The following is a 19,430-nucleotide window of genomic DNA, read 5'->3' on the forward strand; positions in this document are numbered from 1 at the left end:
ATACCTCACACAATGCCAGTGGCGTAGAAAGTGCCGATCACCACGAAAACCGCCAGGGTCTTGATCAGCGTAATACAGAAAATGTCTTTGTAAGCCTCGCGGTGGGTCAACCCGGTGACCGCCAGCAGGGTAATCACCGCGCCGTTGTGCGGCAGGGTGTCCATGCCGCCGCTGGCCATCGCGGCGACCCGGTGCAGCACTTCCAGCGGAATGTTCGCCGCATGGGCGGCGCTGATGAACTGCTCGGACATGGCCGCCAGCGCAATGCTCATGCCGCCCGAAGCGGATCCGGTGATGCCGGCCAGCAGGGTCACGGTAATCGCTTCGTTGACCAGTGGATTGGGAATGCTCTTGAGCCAGTCGGCCAACACCAGAAAGCCGGGCAAAGACGCGATCACCGCGCCGAAACCGTACTCCGAAGCGGTATTCATCGCCGCCAGCAGCGCCCCGCTGACCGCGCTTTTACTGCCTTCGGCGAGTTTGCTGCGGATCGCCTGGAAGCCAAACACCAGCACCATGAGGATGCCGACCAGCAAGGCGGCCTGGACCGCCCAGATTGCCGTGAGCTTGGCGATTTCCGTGGTCACCGGCGCAGCCATGCCCGGCAGCGCGAGGCTGTGGGTCTTGCCGTACACCTGCGGAATCCAATGGGTGAACAGCAGGTTCATGATGCCTACCGCCAACAGTGGCGACAGTGCGAGCCACGGATTGGGCAGCTTGAGGTCGGCAGCGGTTTCCGGCTCGTTGCGCAGGTCGGAGCCATAACCTTCACCGGCGCGCTGTGCCTTGTTGCGCTGGCGCTGGAGAAACAGCATGCCGGCACAGAACACGAAGATCGTGCCGATCACGCCCAGCCACGGCGCCGCCCAGGCCGTGGTGTTGAAGAAGGTGCTGGGGATGATGTTCTGGATTTGTGGCGTGCCGGGCAGGGCGTCCATGGTGAACGAGAACGCGCCCAGGGCAATAGTCGCCGGGATCAGGCGCTTGGGGATGTTGCTCTGGCGGAACATTTCAGCGGCAAACGGGTAGACCGCGAACACCACCACGAACAGCGACACGCCGCCATAGGTGAGCAGGGCGCAGACCAGCACGATCACCAGCATTGCCTGGCGGGTGCCGAGCAGGCGAATCGCCGCGGCGACGATGGAGCGCGAGAAGCCGGACAGTTCGATCAGCTTGCCGAACACAGCGCCGAGCAGGAACACCGGAAAATACAGCTTGATGAAACCGACCATTTTTTCCATGAACACCCCGGTGAAAGCGGGGGCGACGGCAGAGGGGTCGGTGAGCAGGACAGCGCCGAGGGCGGCAATCGGGGCAAAAAGGATAACGCTATAGCCACGGTAGGCAGCCAGCATCAGCAGCGCGAGGGCTGCCAAGGCAATGATCACACTCATGGTGTGTCTCCTGGGTTGTTATTTTTGTAGGGTGGAACTGGGTAGGGAGGCGTATAGCGAGTTTTGTGCCATGTGCTTAAGTTGTTGAAATATAAGGGTTTATATTATTTTTAAGATGGGTTTGCAGCGTGTTTGTCTATTTATTGAGACTTTGTAGTGCGTTAAAAGATCGCAGCCTTCGGCAGCTCCTACAGGTAAACGCGGAAAACCCCGCAGGAGCTGCCGAAGGCTGCGATCTTTTGATCTTTAAAAAGGCGTTCTACAAAAAGAGATAAATGTCTCTTTAAGGAGACTCGGCAATCCCCAGCGCCACCATCTTCTTGTACAACGTCGACCGCCCCAGCCCCAATCGCGCCGCCGCCTCAATGACCTTGCCCCCGCATTGCGCAAGGGTCGTTTCGATCAGTTGCCGGTCGAATCGCTCCCGCGCCGCACTGAACGTTTCATGGGCAAAGGGTTCCTGGGCCACGGGCGTCACGCGCTCAACCCGGGTGAAGGTACCAATCGCCGCGCGGATGTCCGCCGCTGTCAGGCGCAAGTCATCACTGAGCAGCGCCGCGCGCTCCAGCACATTGCGCAATTCGCGGATGTTCCCCGGCCAGGCGTGTTGCCCCAGCAATTCCAGGGCTTCGTGGTGCAGTTCATGCTGGCTGCGCAGTTCCTCGAGAATCGCTTCGCTGAGCGCCGGCACGTCATCGAGGCGGTCGCGCAGGGGCGGAACCTGGATCGGCAGCACGTTGAGGCGGTAGTACAGGTCGGCGCGGAACTCGCCGCGTTTGATCGCCGCCTCCAGGTCAGTCGAGGTCGCGGCGATCACCCGCACATCGCTCTGGATCACTTCGTTGGAGCCCACCGGCTCGAATTCCTTTTCCTGCAACACCCGCAGCAGTTTGCTTTGCAGGGGCAGCGGCATGTCGCCGATTTCGTCGAGGAACAAGGTGCCGCCCTGGGCGATCTGCAATTTGCCGGCGCGCCCCTTGCGGTCGGCACCGGTAAAAGCGCCGGGGGCGGTGCCGAAGAATTCGGCCTCCAGCAGTGATTCGGGAATCGCCGCGCTGTTGATGCTGACAAATGCCTTGTGCGCGCGGGGCGAGGCATTGTGGATGGCCTGGGCCAACAACTCCTTGCCGGTACCGGTTTCGCCGAGCAGCAGAACCGGCGATTCGGTACTCGCACTGCGCCGGGCGCGGCGTTTGACTTCCAGGCTGGCGGCGCTGGTGCCGATGAAATGGGCGAAGTTGTATTTGGTCTGCCGCGCGCGCAGCAGCGAGCGGGTGGAGGCCAGCTCTTCCTGCATGCTCATGTAGCGCTTGAGCATCGGCGACAGGCTGCGCAGTTCGTCGAACAGGGCGAAACCGATGGCGCCGATGACCACGCCGGCGTCATCGTGAATCGGCAGGCGCATGACCACCAGCGGCTCTTTTGGGGTGTCTTGCATGTCCAGCAGAATCGGCCGGCCGGTGCGCACCACTTCACGCAACAGGCTGCCGGGGATCACGCTTTCGCAGGGCTTGCCGATCGCCACTTGCGCCGATTGCAGGCCGAAGCGCCGGGCATAGCGCTCATTCATCCAGACGATGTTGGCATCGCGGTCGACAATCACCGTGCCCTCGCTCGATTGCTCGATGATTTCGAACAATGAACGGATCGCCAGCAGGCGAACGCGCTGGTAGTCCTTGAGGCTATCGGTGGTGTTCATGGGGGCTGATCCTGATTATGTTTTGCCTGTGCCGGCCTCTTCGCGAGCAAGCCCGCTCCCACAGGGGATTTGTGAACGACACAGATCAACTGTGGGAGCGGGCTTGCTCGCGAAGGCCGCGCCTCGGTCCAACTTCATGCAACGGATTATGCCTGCCCCAACAACGCCGCCGCCAACAGCTCTTTGGTGTACGGATGCTGCGGTGAGTCAAACACTTCATGGCTGGCGCCGCGTTCTACCACCTTGCCGTCCTTGATCACGATCATGTCGTGGGCCAGGGCGCGCACCACTGCCAGGTCGTGGCTGATGAACAGGTAGGTCAGGCCGTGCTTTTCCTGGAGCTGGCGGAGCAGGGCGACCACCTGTTTCTGCACCGTACGGTCCAGCGCCGAAGTCGGCTCGTCGAGCAGGATCAGCGCCGGCTTGAGCACCAGCGCCCGGGCGATGGCGATGCGCTGGCGCTGGCCACCGGAGAATTCGTGGGGATAGCGATGGCGGCTTTGCGGGTCGAGGCCGACTTCGCTCAGGGCGCGGATCACTTCGGCGTTGCACTCTTCAGTGCTCAACTGGCTGTGCACTTCCAGGCCTTCGCTGATGATCTGCGCCACCGACATTCGCGGGCTGAGGCTGCCGAAGGGGTCCTGGAACACCACCTGCATTTTCTTGCGCCACGGCCGTAGCTGTTTTTGCGTCAGGCCATCCAGCGCCTGGCCCTGAAAGCGGATGCTGCCTTCGGAGTCGAGCAAACGCAGGATCGCCTGGCCGAGTGTGGATTTTCCGGAACCGGATTCACCGACAATGCCCAGGGTCTTGCCGCGCTGAATGTTCAGGCTGATGCCATCGACGGCACGCAGCCAGGTCTTGCGCTGGAACAGGCCGCCACTGACGGGAAACCGCACCTGCAGATCGTTTACTTCCAGTACGTTTTCGCGCTCGTCCCGGGGCAAGGCTTCGCCCTCGGGTTCGGCGTGCAGCAATACGCAGCTGTAAGGGTGCTTCGGTTCGGTGAACAGGGTTTCGCACGGCGCCTGCTCGACGATTTCCCCGGCCTTCATCACGCACACGCGCTGGGCGATGCTGCGCACCAGATTCAGGTCGTGGCTGATCAGCAGCAGCGACATGCCCAGCCGCTGTTGCAGGGACTTGAGCAGCAGCAGGATCTTGCGCTGCACGGTCACATCCAGCGCGGTGGTCGGCTCGTCGGCAATCAGCAGTTCCGGTTCGCACGCCAGGGCCATGGCAATCATCACCCGCTGGCGTTGCCCGCCGGACAATTGATGGGGATAGGCCTTGAGGCGCTCCTCGGGTTTCTGGATGCCCACCAGGTGCAGCAGTTCAAGGATCCGCGCCTGCGCCGCTTTGCCCGCCAGGCCTTTGTGCACCAGCAAGGTTTCGCCGATCTGTTTTTCGATGCTGTGCAGCGGGTTCAGGGACGTCATCGGCTCCTGGAAGATCATCGCAATGCGATTGCCGCGCAGTTGTCGCAACTTGCCGGCATCGGCCCCCACCAGTTCCTGGCCGCGATAGCGGATGCTGCCCGTTGTCAGGGTATCGGTTTGCGGCAGCAGCTGCAGGATCGAGTGGGCCGTCACCGACTTGCCCGATCCCGATTCGCCCACCAGCGCCAGGCATTCGCCGGGGCGGATGTCCAGGCACAGATTACGCACCACGGTCTGGCCGCTGAAGGCCACGCTGAGGTCACGGATTTCGATCAGGTTGGTCATTGCCGCCGTCCGCTCAAGATCTCGGATCGAAGGCGTCTCGCAACGCCTCGCCGATAAACACCAGTAAAGAAAGAATCAGCGCCAGGGTGAAGAACGCCGTCAGGCCCAGCCAGGGTGCTTGCAGGTTCTGCTTGCCCTGGCCGATCAGTTCACCCAGGGAAGCACTGCCCGCCGGCATGCCGAAGCCGAGGAAGTCCAGCGCCGTCAGGGTGGAAATCGCCCCGGTGAGAATGAACGGCAGGTAGCTCAAGGTCGCGTTCATGGCGTTGGGCAGAATGTGCCGGACGATGACTTTGCGGTCGGTCAGGCCCAGCGCGCGCGCGGCCTTGACGTATTCCAGGTTGCGTCCGCGCAGGAACTCGGCGCGCACCACGTCCACCAGGGCCAGCCATGAAAACAGTGCCATGATTCCTAGCAGCCACCAGAAATTCGGCTCGACGAAACCCGACAGGATGATCAGCAGGTACAGCACCGGCAACCCGGACCACACCTCCAGCAGGCGCTGGCCGAGCAAATCCACCCAGCCGCCGTAATAGCCTTGCAGGGCACCGGCCGCGATGCCGATCAGCGCGCTGACAAAGGTCAACATCAAGGCAAACAGGATCGACACCCGGGCACCGAAGATCACCCGGGCCAGAACATCCCGTGCCTGGTCGTCTGTGCCCAGCCAGTTGACGCTGGTGGGCGGACTGGGAGCGGGTTTGTTCAGGTCATAGTTGGGCGTGTCGTCACTGAACGGAATCGGTGGAAACAGCAACCAGCCGCCATCCTTCCTGATCAACTGCTGCACATAGTCGCTGCGGTAGTCGGCCTGGAACGGCAGTTGCCCGCCGAACTCCTGTTCGGTGTGGCGCTTGAACACCGGGAAGTACCACTGGCCTTGATAACTGACCATCAGCGGTTTGTCGTTGGCGATCAGTTCGCCGCCCAGGGTCATCAGGAACAGGCCGATAAACAGCCAGAGCGACCACCAGCCCCGGCGGTTTTTCTTGAAACGCTCGAAGCGCCGGCGCGCCAGCGGTGAAAGCTTGAACATCAGGCGTTCCTCGCGGCGAAGTCGATACGCGGGTCGACCAGGGTGTAGCAGAGGTCGCCGACCAGTTTTATCAATAGGCCAAACAGGGTGAAGATGAACAGCGAGCCGAACACCACCGGATAGTCCCGGGATACCGCTGCTTCGTAACTCATGCGGCCCAGGCCATCGAGGGAGAAGATCACTTCGATCAGCAGGGAGCCGGCAAAAAACACACTGATGAACGCCTGTGGAATGCCCGACACCACCAGCAGCATGGCGTTGCGGAACACGTGCCCATAGAGCACCCGTCGTTCACTCAAACCCTTGGCCCGGGCAGTGACCACGTATTGGCGGGTGATTTCATTGAGGAACGAGTTCTTGGTCAGGATGGTCAGCGTGGCGAAACCGCCGATCACCAGCGCGGTGACCGGCAACACCAGATGCCAGAAGTAGTCGGCCACTTTGCCCAGGGTCGACAGCGATTCGAAGTTGTCCGAGACCAGTCCGCGAACGGGGAACCAGTTCAGCGAAGTGCCGCCGGCAAACACCACGATCAGGAACATCGCAAACAGGAACGCCGGCATGGCATAGCCGATGATGATCGCGGTACTGCTCCAGATGTCGAAATGGCTGCCATGGTGCACGGCCTTGCGGATGCCCAGGGGAATCGACACCAGGTAAGTGATCAGCGTCGCCCAGAGTCCGAGGGAAATGGTCACGGGCATTTTCTCGAGGATCAGGTCGGTGACGGTGGCGCCGCGGAAGAAACTCTTGCCGAAGTCCAGGCGTGCATAGCTGGTGAGCATCAGCCAGAGGCGTTCGTGTGCCGGTTTATCGAAGCCGTACTGTTTTTCAATGTCCTTGATCAGCTGCGGATCGAGCCCGCGACTGGCCCGGGATTTGCCGCTCATGGACTCGCCGGAACCGCCGCCGACCGCAGCGCCGCCAATGCCTTGCAGGTGCGCGATGGCCTGCTCGACCGGCCCGCCCGGTGCGGCCTGGACGATGACAAAGTTGACCAGAAGAATGATCACCAGCGTCGGAATGATCAGCAGCAGGCGCCGCAGTATGTAAGCCCACATCAGTGCGGCCCTCCGGGTTTGCCACGGCTGATACGCTCGGCCGTCATCTGTTGGTTGGTCAATGGCGTGGTGCTCATCTCCCACCAGCTCTCGATGGCTTCGTCATTGCTCGCTTGCACGTTCGGGATGCCGAAGCGGTTCCACCACACCGTCGAGGTGCCCGGCGGGTAATAGTTGGGAATCCAGTAGTAGTTCCATTGCAGCACCCGATCCAGGGCATGGGCGTAATGCAGCATGTCAGCCTGGGTGTTGGCCCGGATCAGCCCGGTGATCAGGGTGTCCACTGCCGGGTTCTTCAACACCATGTAGTTGTTGGAGCCTGGGTCGGTGGCCGCCTCGGAACCGAAGTAATTGAGCAGTTCGCCTCCCGGAGAGGTGGTGACGGGGTAGCCGGTGACGATCATGTCGTAGTCGCGGCTCATCAGGCGGTTGACGTACTGGGACGAGTCGATGCGGCGGATATTGAGGTCGATGCCGATCTGTTTCAGCGTGCGTTTATAGGGCAGCAGCAGACGGTCCATGCCGTTCTGGCTGACCAGGAAGGTGAAGCTCAACGGCTCGCCTTCGGCATTGACCAGTTGATCGCCATCGGGTTTCCAGCCGGCCTGTTCGAGCAAGTCCAGGGCCTGTAGCTGCTTGTCGCGTATCACGCCGCTGCCATCGGTCTTCGGCGCCTCGAACACCTGGGTGAAGACTTCGTCGGGAATCTGCCCGCGCAGCGGTTCGAGAATCGCCAGCTCCCCGGCATCCGGCAGTTGTCGGGCGGCGAGATCGGTATTGGAGAAAAAGCTCTGCTGGCGGATGTACATGTCGCGCATCATCTGCCGATTGCTCCACTCGAAGTCCCACAGCATCACCAGCGCCTGGCGCACGCGACGGTCCTGGAACATCGGCTTTTGCAGATTGAACACAAAACCCTGGGCCGGCTGCGGCGCCTCGGTGGCGAGGTGGGCCTTTTGCAGACGACCGTCGCTCAGGGCGGGGCTGTCATAGCCGATGGAATAACCGGTGGCGGAAAATTCCCGGTTGTAGTCATAGGCGCCACCGCGCAGGACCTGGCGCGCCACGTCGGTATCGCCGAAGTACTCGATGCTGAAATGATCGAAGTTGTACAGGCCACGGCTGACTGGCAGGTCCTTGCCCCACCAGTCGGGATTGCGCTCGAAGGTGATGCTGCGCCCGGAATCGATCTTGCCGACTTTATAGGGGCCGCTGCCCAACGGCGCTTCATAGCCGCCGCCACCGGCGAAATCGCGAGTCTTCCACCAGTGTTCGGGAAACACCGGCAGGGTCGCGATATCCAGCGGCAGGGTGCGATTTTCGTTGTTCTTGAAATCAAAGCGAATAGTCAGCGGCGATTCCACTTCGACGCCTTTGACGTCGGCGAACTGGGTGCGGTAACGCAGGCTGCCCTGGGTCATCAGCAGGTCGAAGGTATAACGCACGTCTTCGGCGGTAATGGCTTTGCCATCGGCAAAACGCGCCTTGGGATTGAGGTAGAAACGCAGTGACAGGCCGTCGTCGGAACGCTCCATCTTCTCTGCCACCAGGCCGTACACGGTGTACGGCTCGTCCAGTGAGCGCTGGGCCAGCGGCGAATAGAGCAAGCCGTCGATCTGGGTGACGCCGATGCCTTTGTCGATGTAAGGCAAAACGTGGTCGAACTGCCCGATTTCGATCGCCGATCGGCGCATCGTGCCGCCTTTGGGAGCCAGCGGATTGGTGTAGGCGAAATGACTGAAGCCGGCAGGGTATTTTGCCGGTTCGCCGTACACGGTCATTGCCGGTTGCGGTGCCGCATCCACACCCGCGGCACCCGACAGCAGGGCCACGGCCGTGAACAACAAGGTAGGGAAAGCCAGTCGCATTGTCAGCCTTAGAGCCGGGTGGTCGTTAACGACAATTTGTACGCTAGCGGCGCGTCCCTCGCCAGCCGAATTACGCGTGTGAAACACAACGGCCCACCAAAAGGCGGGCCGTTGTGTGGATAGCTTGAGCGTCGATCAGTCCTGACGGCTGGTCACTTCCAGCAGGTGGTAACCGAACTGGGTCTTGACCGGGCCCTGGACCACGTTGAGCGGCGCGCTGAAGACCACGGTGTCGAACTCCTTGACCATCTGGCCTGGACCGAACGAACCCAGATCACCGCCCTGGCGGCTGGAAGGGCAGGTGGAGTTTGCCTTGGCAACGTCGGCGAAATCGGCGCCAGCCTCGATTTGGGCCTTGAGTTCGTTGCACTTGGCTTCCGAGGCAACAAGGATGTGACGGGCAGTGGCTTTGGCCATGGGGAAATACTCCTTTCAATATTCGGTAAAATGCGGAGCCTACCGGATTCAGTGAGCTATTTCTCCTCAAAGTTCCGTTCCATGCGGGATTCACGGCGGGCAGCCCCTCAAAGGCCGGCGGCGCTCAGGCGCTCGGCATGCCGGACATAGAGGTCGACCGGGTCGACACCTGTGCGCAACTGGCCCGCCGGCTGGCCAAGGGTGTCCAGATGATCCAGCGCATAGTCGGAGCGGATAACCGTGCCCAGGTGAGAACTGAAGCGACCGACCAGACCGTCGTTCTGCTCGGCTTCCGTGACGAAATAACCGGAAAGGGCCCGGCAGAAAGCGTTGAGCGGATCGAGCGCATTGAGCCCCTCCTTGAGCACATTCGACTGCACTATGCCGCTCCACGAGTAGTAACGAACACCGTTGACCCGTTCGCGCCCCTTGCCACCCCAGGTGGCGGGCAACCCTTGCGGGTATTTGTCGTTGAATGCGCCAGCGCCTTCGGTGGTCAGTGCATTGAGGGCGGCAATGGCGTTCTGCGGCTGGTACTGGTTGTCGCTCAGGGTCGCGAGGAAGTCGGCGAAGAGGGTCACCACCGTCTCGGCCACATGTTCCGGCAGACGGCCCGGTGTCAATGCCTTGCGCAGGAAATCGGCGAGCTCCGAGCCATGGTTCGGCCCGCTGACGGAAGTCACCGATGCCACACAGTGTGGCGCAACCGCTGCGGCATAACGTGCGGCCAGTGCACCCTGGCTATGGCCGATGAGGTTGACTTTGCGTGCACCGGTTCCTTCCAGTACCCGCTCGATCTGTGCGAGCAATTGGTTACCGCGTACTTCGTTGTCGTGGATGGCCGACAAGTGGGGAACGAACACCCTTGCTCCGGCGTTCCTCAGCGCCTGCCTGATGTCGTGAAACAGCTCGAACTTGCCGATTCTTTCGAAGCCGAAAAGGCCGTGGATCAGCAGTATGGGATAACGAGTGCTTGCATTCCTTTGCATATTCACACCTTTGCACAGAAGTTCGTCGGGACTGCATGGCGCTTCACTCTAAAACACTCGAGGTTGGCGCGATGTATGAAAAGTCCGCCGAAACCTCCGGAAAACGGAATAGAGCAAGTGCGAATGCTCAAGATTTGCTGAGGCTTTAGTCGGAATCGTTTGACGATTTTTCACGGCAATCAGGTGGCTCTTGATCAAAGACCTACTTCACATGTATCGACTTTCCGAGTGAGGCTGAGTGAGAGGCCGACATATCGGCGAATAGTCGTGAGGTTAAATAGACGTCATCCAAAGCCGGCCACCCGTTCGGTATTTATTCCAGGGAATGGAGCGAATGAATGACTGTTTATGAACCCGATACTTTGAATCTCGTACTGCAACCCTTGCCACCGCCCGTATTGGAGCAGGCGGAAAACGGCGTTCTGAGCCCCTCTGACCGAAAAGCCGTGATCAGGGTCCGTCCTTACCCAGGCATGACCTGCGGCGACAAATTGCTATTGAATTGGGCAGGTCTGGATGCCGATGGCCTCGCCTGCAATCATCAGGTGACGCGTTTTGTCAGTGACGACCGGGTCGGCGAAGACATGATCTTTGCCGTGAGCAGCGCTTATATCGAGGCGCTCGACGGTGGTTCACTCGAAATCAGCTATTCGCTCCTGAGCAGTCGTTTTACCGGGCTCGTGCATTCCCATCGTTTACAGCTGTGTGTGGGTGATGTGCAGTCAGACCTGTTACCCGCGACGGTGAACGACGCGGTGGGCAGAACGCTTGATCCGGATCGGGTCAGGGAAGGGGCGATCGTTACAATCAAACCCTATGCGCGCATGACGGCGGGCGACTGGGTGTTGCTGACCTGGGCTGGCGTTTCGGTCGAAGCAAGTTTCAGTGATGCACTCAAGGTCGAGTCCTTCGCGGTGGGGGGCGAACTGTCGTTTTGGGTCAGCCCGGAGTGCGTTGCGCTCAATCTGGGTTCCTCGGTTTCCGTCGATTATTGCGTCAAGCAAGCAGGGCAGGGGCCTCGTTACTCTGAAGCAACGACACTGATGATCGGCAAGATGGAGCGGGGACCACTGCCAGCCCCCATGGTGCTGGAAGCCGACGAAGGTTGGGTGGATCTGCTAGATGCGCAGGATGGCGTGACCGTCGTCATCGAAAACCCCAGGGCTGAAAAAGGGGATATGGTTTGCCTGAGATGCGACGGGGAGAAATTCAATCACTGTGACGAGCGCGAAATCACCAGAGACACCGCGGGCGAGCCGTTGATATTCATCGTTCCCTACCGGTTCTGGAGGGAGCATCGAGATTCTGCGATCCGTATTTCCTGTTCGGTCGAGCGCCTTGATAACACCTCTCAGCAATCCGGGGTGACACAGGTTCAGGTGCAATCCCTGATGGGGCACTGATCGCCATTTGCCCTCCAGTCTTCACATGAAGGCCGGAGGGCGGCCGGTGCTGCCGGTTATTGGGCGTTGTCCTGCCCTCGCAGCCGATCTGCCGCTTCAAGCAACAGCTGTTCTGTCCCGGCCCAACCAAGGCAGCCATCGGTCACTGACACACCGTATTGCATTGACGTACCCAACGGCTGACAGCCCTCGAACAAATGGCTCTCGATCATCATGCCGATCAGCGAATGATCACCTTGCAGACGCTGTTCAAGTACATCGTTGAACACGGCCGGCTGGCGCAGCGGGTCTTTGCCGCTGTTGGCGTGACTGCAATCGACCATGATGCGGGCCGGAATCCTGAGCCGGGCCAAGTCACTGTTCACCCGGGCGATACTGGCGCTGTCGTAGTTCGGCCCGCGATGGCCGCCACGCAATACCAGGTGAGTGTCCGCATTCCCCGGGGTTTGAATGATCGCCGGATGTCCCTGGCTGTCGACACCGAAATGGCGATGGGGATGGGCGGCGGAACGCATGGCGTCGCTGGCGACAGCGACACCGCCGTCAGTCCCGTTCTTGAACCCGACAGGCATGCCCAGGCCGCTGGCCATTTCCCGATGGATCTGCGACTCCGTGGTCCGCGCGCCGATCGCCACCCAGCTCAACAGGTCGTCGAAGTAGCCGGCGGCCATCGGTTGCAGCAGTTCAGTGGCGACGGGCAAGCCCAGGCGAAGCATTTCGCGCATCAGCTCGCGGGACAGTGTCAGGCCGGCGGCCATGTCATCGCTGCCATCCAGGTGCGGGTCGTAGGCCAGGCCTTTCCAGCCAACCGTGGTACGGGGTTTTTCGACGTAGGCGCGCATCACCAGGAGCATTTCGTCACTGACTTCGGTGGCGAGGCGGGCAAGGTTGCCGGCGTATTCGAGGGCTGATTCCGGATCGTGGATCGAGCATGGGCCTACGATCACCAGCAGACGGGAGTCTTCACCGTTGAGGATCGCGCGAACCGCCTGGCGGTGGGTGGCGACTTGCTGGGTCAGGAGGTTGCCGAGGGGCAATTGCTGTTTGAGTTGCAATGAGCTGGGCAGACGCAGGGTCAGCGCTTCATTGGCAGGGCTCAAGGTGGACAGCGGCAGTGCGGAGACGGACGAGTTCATATTCAAGGCTTCCTGGGCTGGTGGCGGGTTCGTGCCCGCACGCTCGGCCCTACTGGGGTGTTCGACAATTGGCCAGGCTGGCTGTGTGTGTGTGCTTGCCACCTGTGGGCGACCGATCGGAGGCGGCAGGCTGTCCCGAGCGGAGGGTGGTAAATCGCCAGGCGGTAAAACTGTCGTAACGGTAATAAGTGGCGTAGTTCATGTTGTGAATCCTCTGAATGTCTGGTGTGTCGCTAAAAGTGTTGGGGCTGAAAAAACAAAACCCCCGGTCGGGAGGCCGACCGGGGGTTGAGAATTCTCTGGTGGCGACCCGTTTAAAGTGGGCGCCGTGTGGGTATCAGGCGCGCCAGTGGCTAAACCAATACCCAAAATAAAAGCTGACCGGAGCACAACCGTCGTTCACCCGGGCAGCCGCAACCGAGCGCAGGGCGCTGGCGGTACGAAGCTGTGAGAGGGTGTTGAACATGGTCTGTCTCCGATGGATGGGTCGAGCTTACTAGAGGCCGGTGCGCAGATTCAATCAGAAAATGCTATTGGCCGGCGACAGGGTTTTCTATCGCTTGAGTGGCCTGAAGGTTGTGACAAACTCTGCGTCTGTTCAAAAACACATCGACACAAGGACGCTTCATGTTTCCGCTGACCATCGCCGCAGCCCAATCGATCTCCATCTCCGGAGACCTTGCCGGCAATATCGCCAGGCATCAGCGCTTCATCGCGGCAGCCGCGGAGCAGGACGTGCAGTTGCTGGTGTTCCCTGAGCTGTCGCTGACCGGCTACGAAGGCAGGCTCGCGGCCGAGCTGGCCATTGTGCCGGATGCCGCCATCCTGCAACCGCTGCGGGACCTCGCCCGGGCAGTCGGTGTGACGGCGGTTGTCGGTATGCCGATCAGACTGTCGGATAACTCGCCGGTCCTGATCGGTGCATTGGTGCTGGGAGCCGATGGTTCGCTTGGGGTCTACAGCAAGCAGCATCTGCATCCCGGGGAAGAAGTGGCGTTTGCACCGGGCGCCGGGGGGGAGCCCCTGACCATCGGGACAGACACGATTGCACTGGCGGTCTGCGCCGACTTTGCCCACGCCAGCCATGCCGCCGCTGCGGCGTGCCAGGGTGCAGGTGTCTACGCCGCAGGCGTGCTGATCTCGGAAAACGGCTACGTCGCGGATACCGCGTTGCTGCAAGGCTATGCCGCGCAGCACGCCATGGTGGTGTTGATGGCCAATCATGGTGGCGCGACAGGTGGCTGGGTGTCGGCAGGACGCAGCGCGATCTGGGCGTCGGACGGTTTGTTGATTGCCGCCGCCAGCGGTACCGGCAGCCAGATGGTTGTGGCCCGGCGCAACAGCGAGGGCTGGAGCGGGGAAGTCGTCGCCGTGGAGCTGGCGTGATGGACTGCGCATGGCGTGCGGCCACGCCAGAGGACCTGGCCTTCGCCCGCCATCTGACCTGTAAAAACATGCTGCGCTACTACATTCGGCACGACCTGATGTGGCAGGACGAAGCTTTTGATGTGGCCTGGGCAGGGCGGGACAACCGCTTGCTGACAAGCGGCGATCAGTGGCTGGGTTATGTAAGCTTGAGCCGTGATGCCAGGGCGTTGTACATCCGCGAACTGCAGGTCGTCGAAGCGTTTCGCGGGCAGGGCATTGGTTCCTGGGCAATCGATCAGGTACTGTCAGTCGCGCACCAGGAGCGGCGACCGGCGTTACGCTTGACGGTTTTTGAAGATAACCCGGCGCGGGCGTTGTACGAGCGCAAAGGATTCACGGTGGTGGGTCAGGATGAATGTTTCCTGAGAATGCAGCTTGATATCAATCCATGACATTGCCGCAACGCGTTTGCGACTGGCCTTTCAAGATGAATTGAAACTTTTAATCTGATGCTTTCCGCTAGGTCTGTCAGATGCTTTTTGCTAAGGTGTCTGGCAACCCAATAAGACCATATCGCGAGGTGTCTGCTTGATTAGGGTGCTAGTAGTCGATGACCATGATCTCGTTCGTACAGGCATTACACGAATGCTGGCTGACATCGATGGCCTGCAAGTAGTCGGCCAGGCCGAGTCGGGTGAAGAATCCCTGCTCAAGGCGCGTGAGCTGAAACCCGATGTGGTGTTGATGGACGTCAAGATGCCGGGTATTGGCGGTCTTGAGGCCACTCGCAAATTATTGCGCAGTCATCCGGATATCAAGGTCGTCGCGGTGACCGTGTGTGAAGAGGACCCGTTTCCTACGCGGCTGTTGCAAGCCGGCGCGGCAGGGTACCTGACCAAGGGGGCAGGTTTGCCGGAAATGGTCCAGGCCATTCGCCTGGTGTTCGCCGGGCAACGCTACATCAGCCCGCAAATTGCCCAGCAACTGGCGATCAAGTCCTTCCAGCCCACCAACGACTCGCCTTTCGATGCCCTGTCCGAGCGGGAAATCCAGATCGCGCTGATGATCGTCGGCTGCCAGAAAGTACAGATCATTTCCGACAAATTGTGCCTGTCCCCGAAAACCGTGAACACCTACCGTTACCGCATCTTCGAAAAGCTTTCGATCAGCAGTGATGTCGAGTTGACGCTGTTGGCGGTGCGTCATGGCATGGTCGACGCCAGCCTCTGAAAATGACCGAAACCTTTGATCCGAGCGCCTTTCTGTCGACCGTCAGCGGTCGCCCCGGCGTGTACCGCATGTTCGACAGCGAAGCGCGGTTGCTTTACGTCGGCAAGGCGAAAAACCTCAAGAATCGCCTGTCGAGTTACTTTCGCAAGACCGGGCTTGCCCCCAAGACCGCCGCACTGGTCGCACGTATCGCCCAGGTTGAAACGACGATCACTGCCAACGAAACCGAAGCCTTGCTGCTCGAGCAGACGCTGATCAAGGAATGGCGCCCGCCCTATAACATCCTGCTGCGCGACGACAAATCCTACCCCTATGTCTTTCTCTCCGACGGAGAGTTTCCGCGCCTGAGCATTCATCGCGGTGCGAAAAAGGCCAAGGGCAAGTATTTCGGTCCTTACCCTAGCGCCGGCGCGATCCGCGAAAGCCTGAGCCTGCTGCAAAAGACGTTTTTCGTTCGGCAATGCGAAGACAGCTATTACAAGAACCGCACCCGTCCTTGTCTGCAATATCAGATCAAACGCTGCAAGGCGCCCTGCGTTGGGCTGGTGGAACCTCAGGTGTACGCCGAAGATGTGCGCCACTCGGTGATGTTTCTTGAGGGGCGCAGCAATGCGCTGACTGACGAGTTGTCTGCCGGGATGGAAGAGGCGGCGATCAATCTGGAGTTCGAGCGAGCGGCCGAGCTGCGGGACCAGATTGCATTGCTGCGCCGGGTCCAGGACCAACAGAGCATGGAAGGCGGGACCGGGGACGTCGATGTGATCGCCGCGTTCGTCAACCCGGGCGGTGCCTGTGTGCACTTGATCAGCGTGCGGGGCGGGCGGGTGCTGGGCAGCAAGAACTTCTTCCCTCAGGTCGGTATTGAAGAAGACGTTTCTGAAGTCATGGCTGCGTTTCTCGGCCAATACTTCATCAGCAGCCCTGAACGCGACTTGCCCAGCGAGTTGATCGTCAATGTGGTCCACGATGACTTTCCAACACTGATCGCGGCCATCGACGAGTTGCGCGGTCGTGAACTGACCATCAGCCATCGCGTGCGTGGCACGCGAGCACGCTGGCAGCAATTGGCGGTGACCAATGCCGAGCAGGCGCTGAGTGCGCGCCTGGCGAATCGTCAGCACATTACGGCGCGCTTCGACGCACTGGCCGAGGTGCTGAAGCTGGATGAGCCTCCACAACGCCTGGAGTGCTACGACATCAGTCACTCCAGTGGCGAGGCGACAGTGGCGTCCTGCGTGGTTTTCGGCCCCGAAGGCCCGATCAAGTCCGACTACCGCCGGTACAACATCGAGGGCGTTACGGCCGGCGATGATTACGCGGCGATGCACCAGGCGTTGACCCGACGCTTCAGCAAACTGAAGGACGGGGAGGGCAAGCTGCCGGATATCCTGCTGGTGGATGGCGGTAAAGGCCAGTTGTCCATGGCCCGCGACGTGCTCGATGAACTGGCCGTGCCTGATCTGATCCTGCTCGGCGTGGCAAAAGGCGCGACGCGCAAGGCCGGTTTCGAAACCCTGTACCTGAACGACGCAGCGCATGAATTCACCTTGCGTGGCGATTCTCCCGCGCTGCATCTGATCCAGCAGATTCGCGACGAAGCCCACCGATTTGCCATTACCGGGCACCGCGCCCGGCGTGGAAAAACCCGCCGGACGTCTACACTGGAAGGCGTCGCTGGCGTCGGTCCGACACGTCGGCGGGATTTGTTGAAACATTTTGGTGGATTGCAGGAGCTGTCTCGTGCAAGCATCGAAGAAATTGCCAAAGCCCCCGGGATCAGTAAAAAGCTCGCAGAGTTGATTTATGCAAATCTGCACAGCGAGTAGAATGCCCCCTCACCTCGTAGCCAGTTGTGCCGATGAATATCCCTAATCTGATTACCGTTCTACGCGTTCTGCTCATTCCGATCTTCATTTTGCTGTTCTACCTGCCTTACCACTGGAGCTTCCTGGCTTCCGCCTCGGTCTTCGCCTTTGCTGCCGCCACCGACTGGCTGGACGGGTACCTGGCCCGCCGCCTGGAACAAAGCACACCGTTCGGGGCTTTTCTCGATCCGGTTGCCGACAAGCTGATGGTCGCGGTTGCACTGGTACTGTTGGTGCAGGAACACGGAAACCTGTGGCTCACGCTGCCGGCTGCCGTGATCATCGGTCGCGAGATTGTCGTCTCGGCCCTGCGCGAATGGATGGCCGAACTGGGCGCACGTGCCCACGTCGCCGTATCGAACCTTGGCAAATGGAAAACCGCCGCGCAAATGCTCGCGCTGGTGATCCTGCTGGCCAATCCCAAGGATTTCAGTTTCTGGGTCTTGCTGGGCTACACCTTGCTGATGGTGTCGGCCGGCCTGACTTTGTGGTCGATGGTCCAGTACCTGCGGGCTGCCTGGCCACATCTGAAGACCGACGTTGAAAAGAAATAAAACTTTTTTGAATCAAAGGGTTGACGGGGCTTCTGGATTCTATAGAATGCGCCACACCAAGACGCGGGAATAGCTCAGTTGGTAGAGCACGACCTTGCCAAGGTCGGGGTCGCGAGTTCGAGTCTCGTTTCCCGCTCCAAGTTTGTACGCATTTGATGTCGCGCTACTAGATATCAAATGTTTTGAGGCCGAGTAGCAAAATGGTTATGCAGCGGATTGCAAATCCGCCTACGCCGGTTCGATTCCGACCTCGGCCTCCACTAATAAACAAGCTCCGTAGATCTATGATTTACGGAGCTTTTTTATTTGCAGTAGCCTGCAAGATTTAGTCTTGAAAAGGGTATTTGCGAACTTGCTTCACCGGGGCGGGATGTATATATTTCCACCTCTGCTGCACAGGCGTCAGAATTGCCAGATCGTTATTTGGCAAAACCTGGACGCTTCACCGCGCTACCGCCCGAATGGCGAAACTGGTAGACGCATGGGACTTAAAATCCCCCGCTCGTAAGGGCGTGCCGGTTCGATTCCGGCTTCGGGCACCATGAATATCAAGGGCTTGCGTGAGATACCTCATGCAGGCCCTTAGTTTTTTATTGCCGCAATTATTGAATCTTGCCGCAATTCCTATTTTGTCGACGTCACTTTCTTACCTTTCCGATTGCGGATGTAGTGCTCGGTCATCACAACGGTGGTGTGGCCCAGTTGGTCCATCGCCTCTCGAATGTTGCCAGTCGACTCTTCCTTATCCGTAGCTGCTTTTGCCCTCAAATCACGCATTTGGAAGTTAGCTTTTTCGATCCCGGCTTTCTCCCTTGCCAGATCAAAGCCACCCCTGAGCATTGAATAGGTCAGGGGTTGGCCACTATCGATTACGACCAAACGAGTGGACCGGACCTTCATTCCGGCCTTTCTGGCTGCAATGCGGTCGATAACAACCTTTAGTTCGCCCGCAATCTCGATCCGACGCTTCGCGCCAGTCTTGCCCTGACGGACGGACAACAAACCGTCTCGGATGTCGCGTTCATCCATTTTCAACGTATCGGCCACCCGCTGGCCGCTGCGACCTGGCCGCCGGTGAAGGTGTTTTTCACCGAGCCGCCGTCATGGGGGAAGTCGACGCGGAAGAAGTACCAGGACTCGTCGGTAATCTCGTTGCGCTGGAAATACAGGGCCTTGGGGTAGCAGTTGGCGATTTCGACCACACAGCCGGACATGCGCAGCGCCTTGGCGCGGCGTGCTTTATCGTTGAGCTGCTGGTCTTCGTGGTTATCGCTGGCATCCAGCGCCTGCATGGCACTGTTGAACTTCGAGATGTCCAACTTCCACCAGTACAGGCGGGAGTCGAAGCCGAAGTGAAACTCTTCGCGCTCGCGCCACTGATACATGAGCAAGGCCTTTTCCACGGCGCTTTCGGCGATCAGCAGGGCGCCGTGATGCTTGGCGTCGTCCAACTCTTTTTCGATCCGCTGGGTGCGGGCTTCAACGTCATCCATGAATGCCCAGCGCTGGTGCAGATCGTTCCAATCGAGCTTGCGCGAATCAGGCTGTGGGATCTGTGCCGCGTCGCAAGTGAAGCCCAGGTCACGAGCCTGACGGACCCACATACATGATGCGCAGCGCCGCGATGACGAAGGCCAAGCCGCCGGCGTAGAGGGCAGGCCAGTTTTGTTCGAGCCAGGTGGC

The 19,430-nt window shown here is 60.0% G+C and carries 16 protein-coding genes, 3 tRNA genes and 2 pseudogenes; 9 read left to right on the top strand and 12 right to left on the bottom strand.

Translation table 11 applies throughout. From position 1 onward, the window contains the following. Positions 1 to 5: 5 nt before the first annotated feature. From ACEN83_RS13555 to ACEN83_RS13590, 8 genes are all read right to left on the bottom strand, one after another. Entirely contained in the window at positions 6 to 1,397 is a 1,392-nt protein-coding gene (locus ACEN83_RS13555) for a GntP family permease (RefSeq protein WP_007974692.1), read from the bottom strand. Between the two features lie 283 nt (positions 1,398 to 1,680). After that, the gene (locus tag ACEN83_RS13560; protein ID WP_495580589.1) at positions 1,681 to 3,096 is read right to left on the bottom strand and encodes a sigma-54 interaction domain-containing protein; all 1,416 of its coding nucleotides are present in this window, start codon (positions 3,094 to 3,096) and stop codon (positions 1,681 to 1,683) included. Positions 3,097 to 3,242: 146 nt separating this feature from the next. Continuing rightward, positions 3,243 to 4,820 carry an ABC transporter ATP-binding protein gene (locus ACEN83_RS13565; RefSeq protein ID WP_495580590.1) on the bottom strand — a complete coding sequence of 526 codons (1,578 nt, stop codon included), beginning with the start codon at positions 4,818 to 4,820 and terminating at the stop codon, positions 3,243 to 3,245. 13 nt (positions 4,821 to 4,833) lie between these two features. After that, positions 4,834 to 5,856, bottom strand: coding sequence for an ABC transporter permease (locus ACEN83_RS13570; RefSeq protein WP_116580594.1), 1,023 nt, complete (start codon positions 5,854 to 5,856; stop codon positions 4,834 to 4,836). After that, entirely contained in the window at positions 5,856 to 6,917 is a 1,062-nt protein-coding gene (locus ACEN83_RS13575; protein WP_116580593.1) for a microcin C ABC transporter permease YejB, read from the bottom strand. Before ACEN83_RS13575 ends, ACEN83_RS13570 begins: the two co-directional genes overlap by 1 nt. Then, the gene (locus ACEN83_RS13580; protein ID WP_495580591.1) at positions 6,917 to 8,785 is read right to left on the bottom strand and encodes an extracellular solute-binding protein; all 1,869 of its coding nucleotides are present in this window, start codon (positions 8,783 to 8,785) and stop codon (positions 6,917 to 6,919) included. Before ACEN83_RS13580 ends, ACEN83_RS13575 begins: the two co-directional genes overlap by 1 nt. Positions 8,786 to 8,920: 135 nt before the next feature. Next, positions 8,921 to 9,202, bottom strand: a complete 282-nt coding sequence (locus tag ACEN83_RS13585; protein ID WP_007974703.1) for a peptidylprolyl isomerase — start codon at positions 9,200 to 9,202, stop codon at positions 8,921 to 8,923. Positions 9,203 to 9,309: 107 nt separating this feature from the next. After that, positions 9,310 to 10,191 carry an esterase/lipase family protein gene (locus ACEN83_RS13590; protein WP_495580592.1) on the bottom strand — a complete coding sequence of 294 codons (882 nt, stop codon included), beginning with the start codon at positions 10,189 to 10,191 and terminating at the stop codon, positions 9,310 to 9,312. Between the two features lie 338 nt (positions 10,192 to 10,529). On the opposite strand from ACEN83_RS13590, the gene ACEN83_RS13595 reads away from it, so the two are divergent. Then, on the top strand, positions 10,530 to 11,594 hold the full coding sequence (locus tag ACEN83_RS13595) for a hypothetical protein (protein ID WP_495580593.1): 1,065 nt from the start codon (positions 10,530 to 10,532) through the stop codon (positions 11,592 to 11,594). Between the two features lie 56 nt (positions 11,595 to 11,650). Here ACEN83_RS13595 and ACEN83_RS13600 read toward each other — a convergent pair whose 3' ends face one another. Both ACEN83_RS13600 and ACEN83_RS13605 read right to left on the bottom strand, forming a co-directional pair. After that, the gene (locus ACEN83_RS13600; protein ID WP_495580594.1) at positions 11,651 to 12,730 is read right to left on the bottom strand and encodes a 3-deoxy-7-phosphoheptulonate synthase; all 1,080 of its coding nucleotides are present in this window, start codon (positions 12,728 to 12,730) and stop codon (positions 11,651 to 11,653) included. A 337-nt stretch (positions 12,731 to 13,067) separates the two neighbouring features. Next, positions 13,068 to 13,196, bottom strand: coding sequence for a hypothetical protein (locus ACEN83_RS13605; protein ID WP_256589904.1), 129 nt, complete (start codon positions 13,194 to 13,196; stop codon positions 13,068 to 13,070). 161 nt (positions 13,197 to 13,357) lie between these two features. Between ACEN83_RS13605 and ACEN83_RS13610 the strand changes: the two genes are divergently transcribed. The 8 genes from ACEN83_RS13610 (at position 13,358) to ACEN83_RS13645 (ending at position 18,289) form a co-directional block, all read left to right on the top strand. Continuing rightward, positions 13,358 to 14,116, top strand: coding sequence for a carbon-nitrogen hydrolase family protein (locus tag ACEN83_RS13610; protein WP_495580595.1), 759 nt, complete (start codon positions 13,358 to 13,360; stop codon positions 14,114 to 14,116). After that, positions 14,116 to 14,550 (top strand): GNAT family N-acetyltransferase, encoded by a 435-nt coding sequence (locus tag ACEN83_RS13615; RefSeq protein WP_495580596.1) that lies wholly within the window; start codon positions 14,116 to 14,118, stop codon positions 14,548 to 14,550. Before ACEN83_RS13610 ends, ACEN83_RS13615 begins: the two co-directional genes overlap by 1 nt. 136 nt (positions 14,551 to 14,686) lie before the next feature. Further along, positions 14,687 to 15,328 carry a response regulator transcription factor GacA gene (gene gacA, locus ACEN83_RS13620; RefSeq protein WP_008015884.1) on the top strand — a complete coding sequence of 214 codons (642 nt, stop codon included), beginning with the start codon at positions 14,687 to 14,689 and terminating at the stop codon, positions 15,326 to 15,328. 2 nt (positions 15,329 to 15,330) lie between these two features. Next, positions 15,331 to 17,154 carry an excinuclease ABC subunit UvrC gene (uvrC, locus tag ACEN83_RS13625; protein WP_103393169.1) on the top strand — a complete coding sequence of 608 codons (1,824 nt, stop codon included), beginning with the start codon at positions 15,331 to 15,333 and terminating at the stop codon, positions 17,152 to 17,154. A gap of 32 nt (positions 17,155 to 17,186) precedes the next feature. Further along, complete coding sequence (gene pgsA / locus ACEN83_RS13630; protein WP_102702169.1) at positions 17,187 to 17,747, top strand: CDP-diacylglycerol--glycerol-3-phosphate 3-phosphatidyltransferase; 561 nt, start codon at positions 17,187 to 17,189, stop codon at positions 17,745 to 17,747. 63 nt (positions 17,748 to 17,810) lie between these two features. Beyond that, positions 17,811 to 17,886: transfer RNA gene (locus ACEN83_RS13635), tRNA-Gly, on the top strand. A gap of 47 nt (positions 17,887 to 17,933) precedes the next feature. Beyond that, positions 17,934 to 18,007, top strand: a tRNA-Cys gene (locus ACEN83_RS13640). Positions 18,008 to 18,202: 195 nt separating this feature from the next. Beyond that, a tRNA-Leu gene (locus tag ACEN83_RS13645) sits at positions 18,203 to 18,289 on the top strand. An 82-nt stretch (positions 18,290 to 18,371) separates the two neighbouring features. Here the strand turns inward: ACEN83_RS13645 and ACEN83_RS13650 are convergent. Continuing rightward, positions 18,372 to 18,806: pseudogene (locus tag ACEN83_RS13650) on the bottom strand (tyrosine-type recombinase/integrase); the annotation flags it as partial. Next, positions 18,797 to 19,348 (bottom strand): annotated as a pseudogene (locus tag ACEN83_RS13655) (bifunctional DNA primase/helicase); the annotation flags it as partial. The pseudogenes ACEN83_RS13650 and ACEN83_RS13655, both read right to left, overlap by 10 nt. Positions 19,349 to 19,430 lie beyond the last annotated feature (82 nt).

The sequence above is a fragment of the Pseudomonas sp. Pseusp49 genome, from assembly GCF_059491875.1.

Bases quoted from the DNA above. Each gene is read 5' to 3' on its own strand.
- ACEN83_RS13555 (WP_007974692.1), bottom strand. From the start codon at position 1,397: ATGAGTGTGATCATTGCCTTGGCAGCCCTCGCGCTGCTGATGCTGGCT.
- ACEN83_RS13560 (WP_495580589.1), bottom strand. From the start codon at position 3,096: ATGAACACCACCGATAGCCTCAAGGACTACCAGCGCGTTCGCCTGCTG.
- ACEN83_RS13565 (WP_495580590.1), bottom strand. From the start codon at position 4,820: ATGACCAACCTGATCGAAATCCGTGACCTCAGCGTGGCCTTCAGCGGC.
- ACEN83_RS13570 (WP_116580594.1), bottom strand. From the start codon at position 5,856: ATGTTCAAGCTTTCACCGCTGGCGCGCCGGCGCTTCGAGCGTTTCAAG.
- ACEN83_RS13575 (WP_116580593.1), bottom strand. From the start codon at position 6,917: ATGTGGGCTTACATACTGCGGCGCCTGCTGCTGATCATTCCGACGCTG.
- ACEN83_RS13580 (WP_495580591.1), bottom strand. From the start codon at position 8,785: ATGCGACTGGCTTTCCCTACCTTGTTGTTCACGGCCGTGGCCCTGCTG.
- ACEN83_RS13585 (WP_007974703.1), bottom strand. From the start codon at position 9,202: ATGGCCAAAGCCACTGCCCGTCACATCCTTGTTGCCTCGGAAGCCAAG.
- ACEN83_RS13590 (WP_495580592.1), bottom strand. From the start codon at position 10,191: ATGCAAAGGAATGCAAGCACTCGTTATCCCATACTGCTGATCCACGGC.
- ACEN83_RS13595 (WP_495580593.1), top strand. From the start codon at position 10,530: ATGACTGTTTATGAACCCGATACTTTGAATCTCGTACTGCAACCCTTG.
- ACEN83_RS13600 (WP_495580594.1), bottom strand. From the start codon at position 12,730: ATGAACTCGTCCGTCTCCGCACTGCCGCTGTCCACCTTGAGCCCTGCC.
- ACEN83_RS13605 (WP_256589904.1), bottom strand. From the start codon at position 13,196: ATGTTCAACACCCTCTCACAGCTTCGTACCGCCAGCGCCCTGCGCTCG.
- ACEN83_RS13610 (WP_495580595.1), top strand. From the start codon at position 13,358: ATGTTTCCGCTGACCATCGCCGCAGCCCAATCGATCTCCATCTCCGGA.
- ACEN83_RS13615 (WP_495580596.1), top strand. From the start codon at position 14,116: ATGGACTGCGCATGGCGTGCGGCCACGCCAGAGGACCTGGCCTTCGCC.
- uvrC (WP_103393169.1), top strand. From the start codon at position 15,331: ATGACCGAAACCTTTGATCCGAGCGCCTTTCTGTCGACCGTCAGCGGT.
- pgsA (WP_102702169.1), top strand. From the start codon at position 17,187: ATGAATATCCCTAATCTGATTACCGTTCTACGCGTTCTGCTCATTCCG.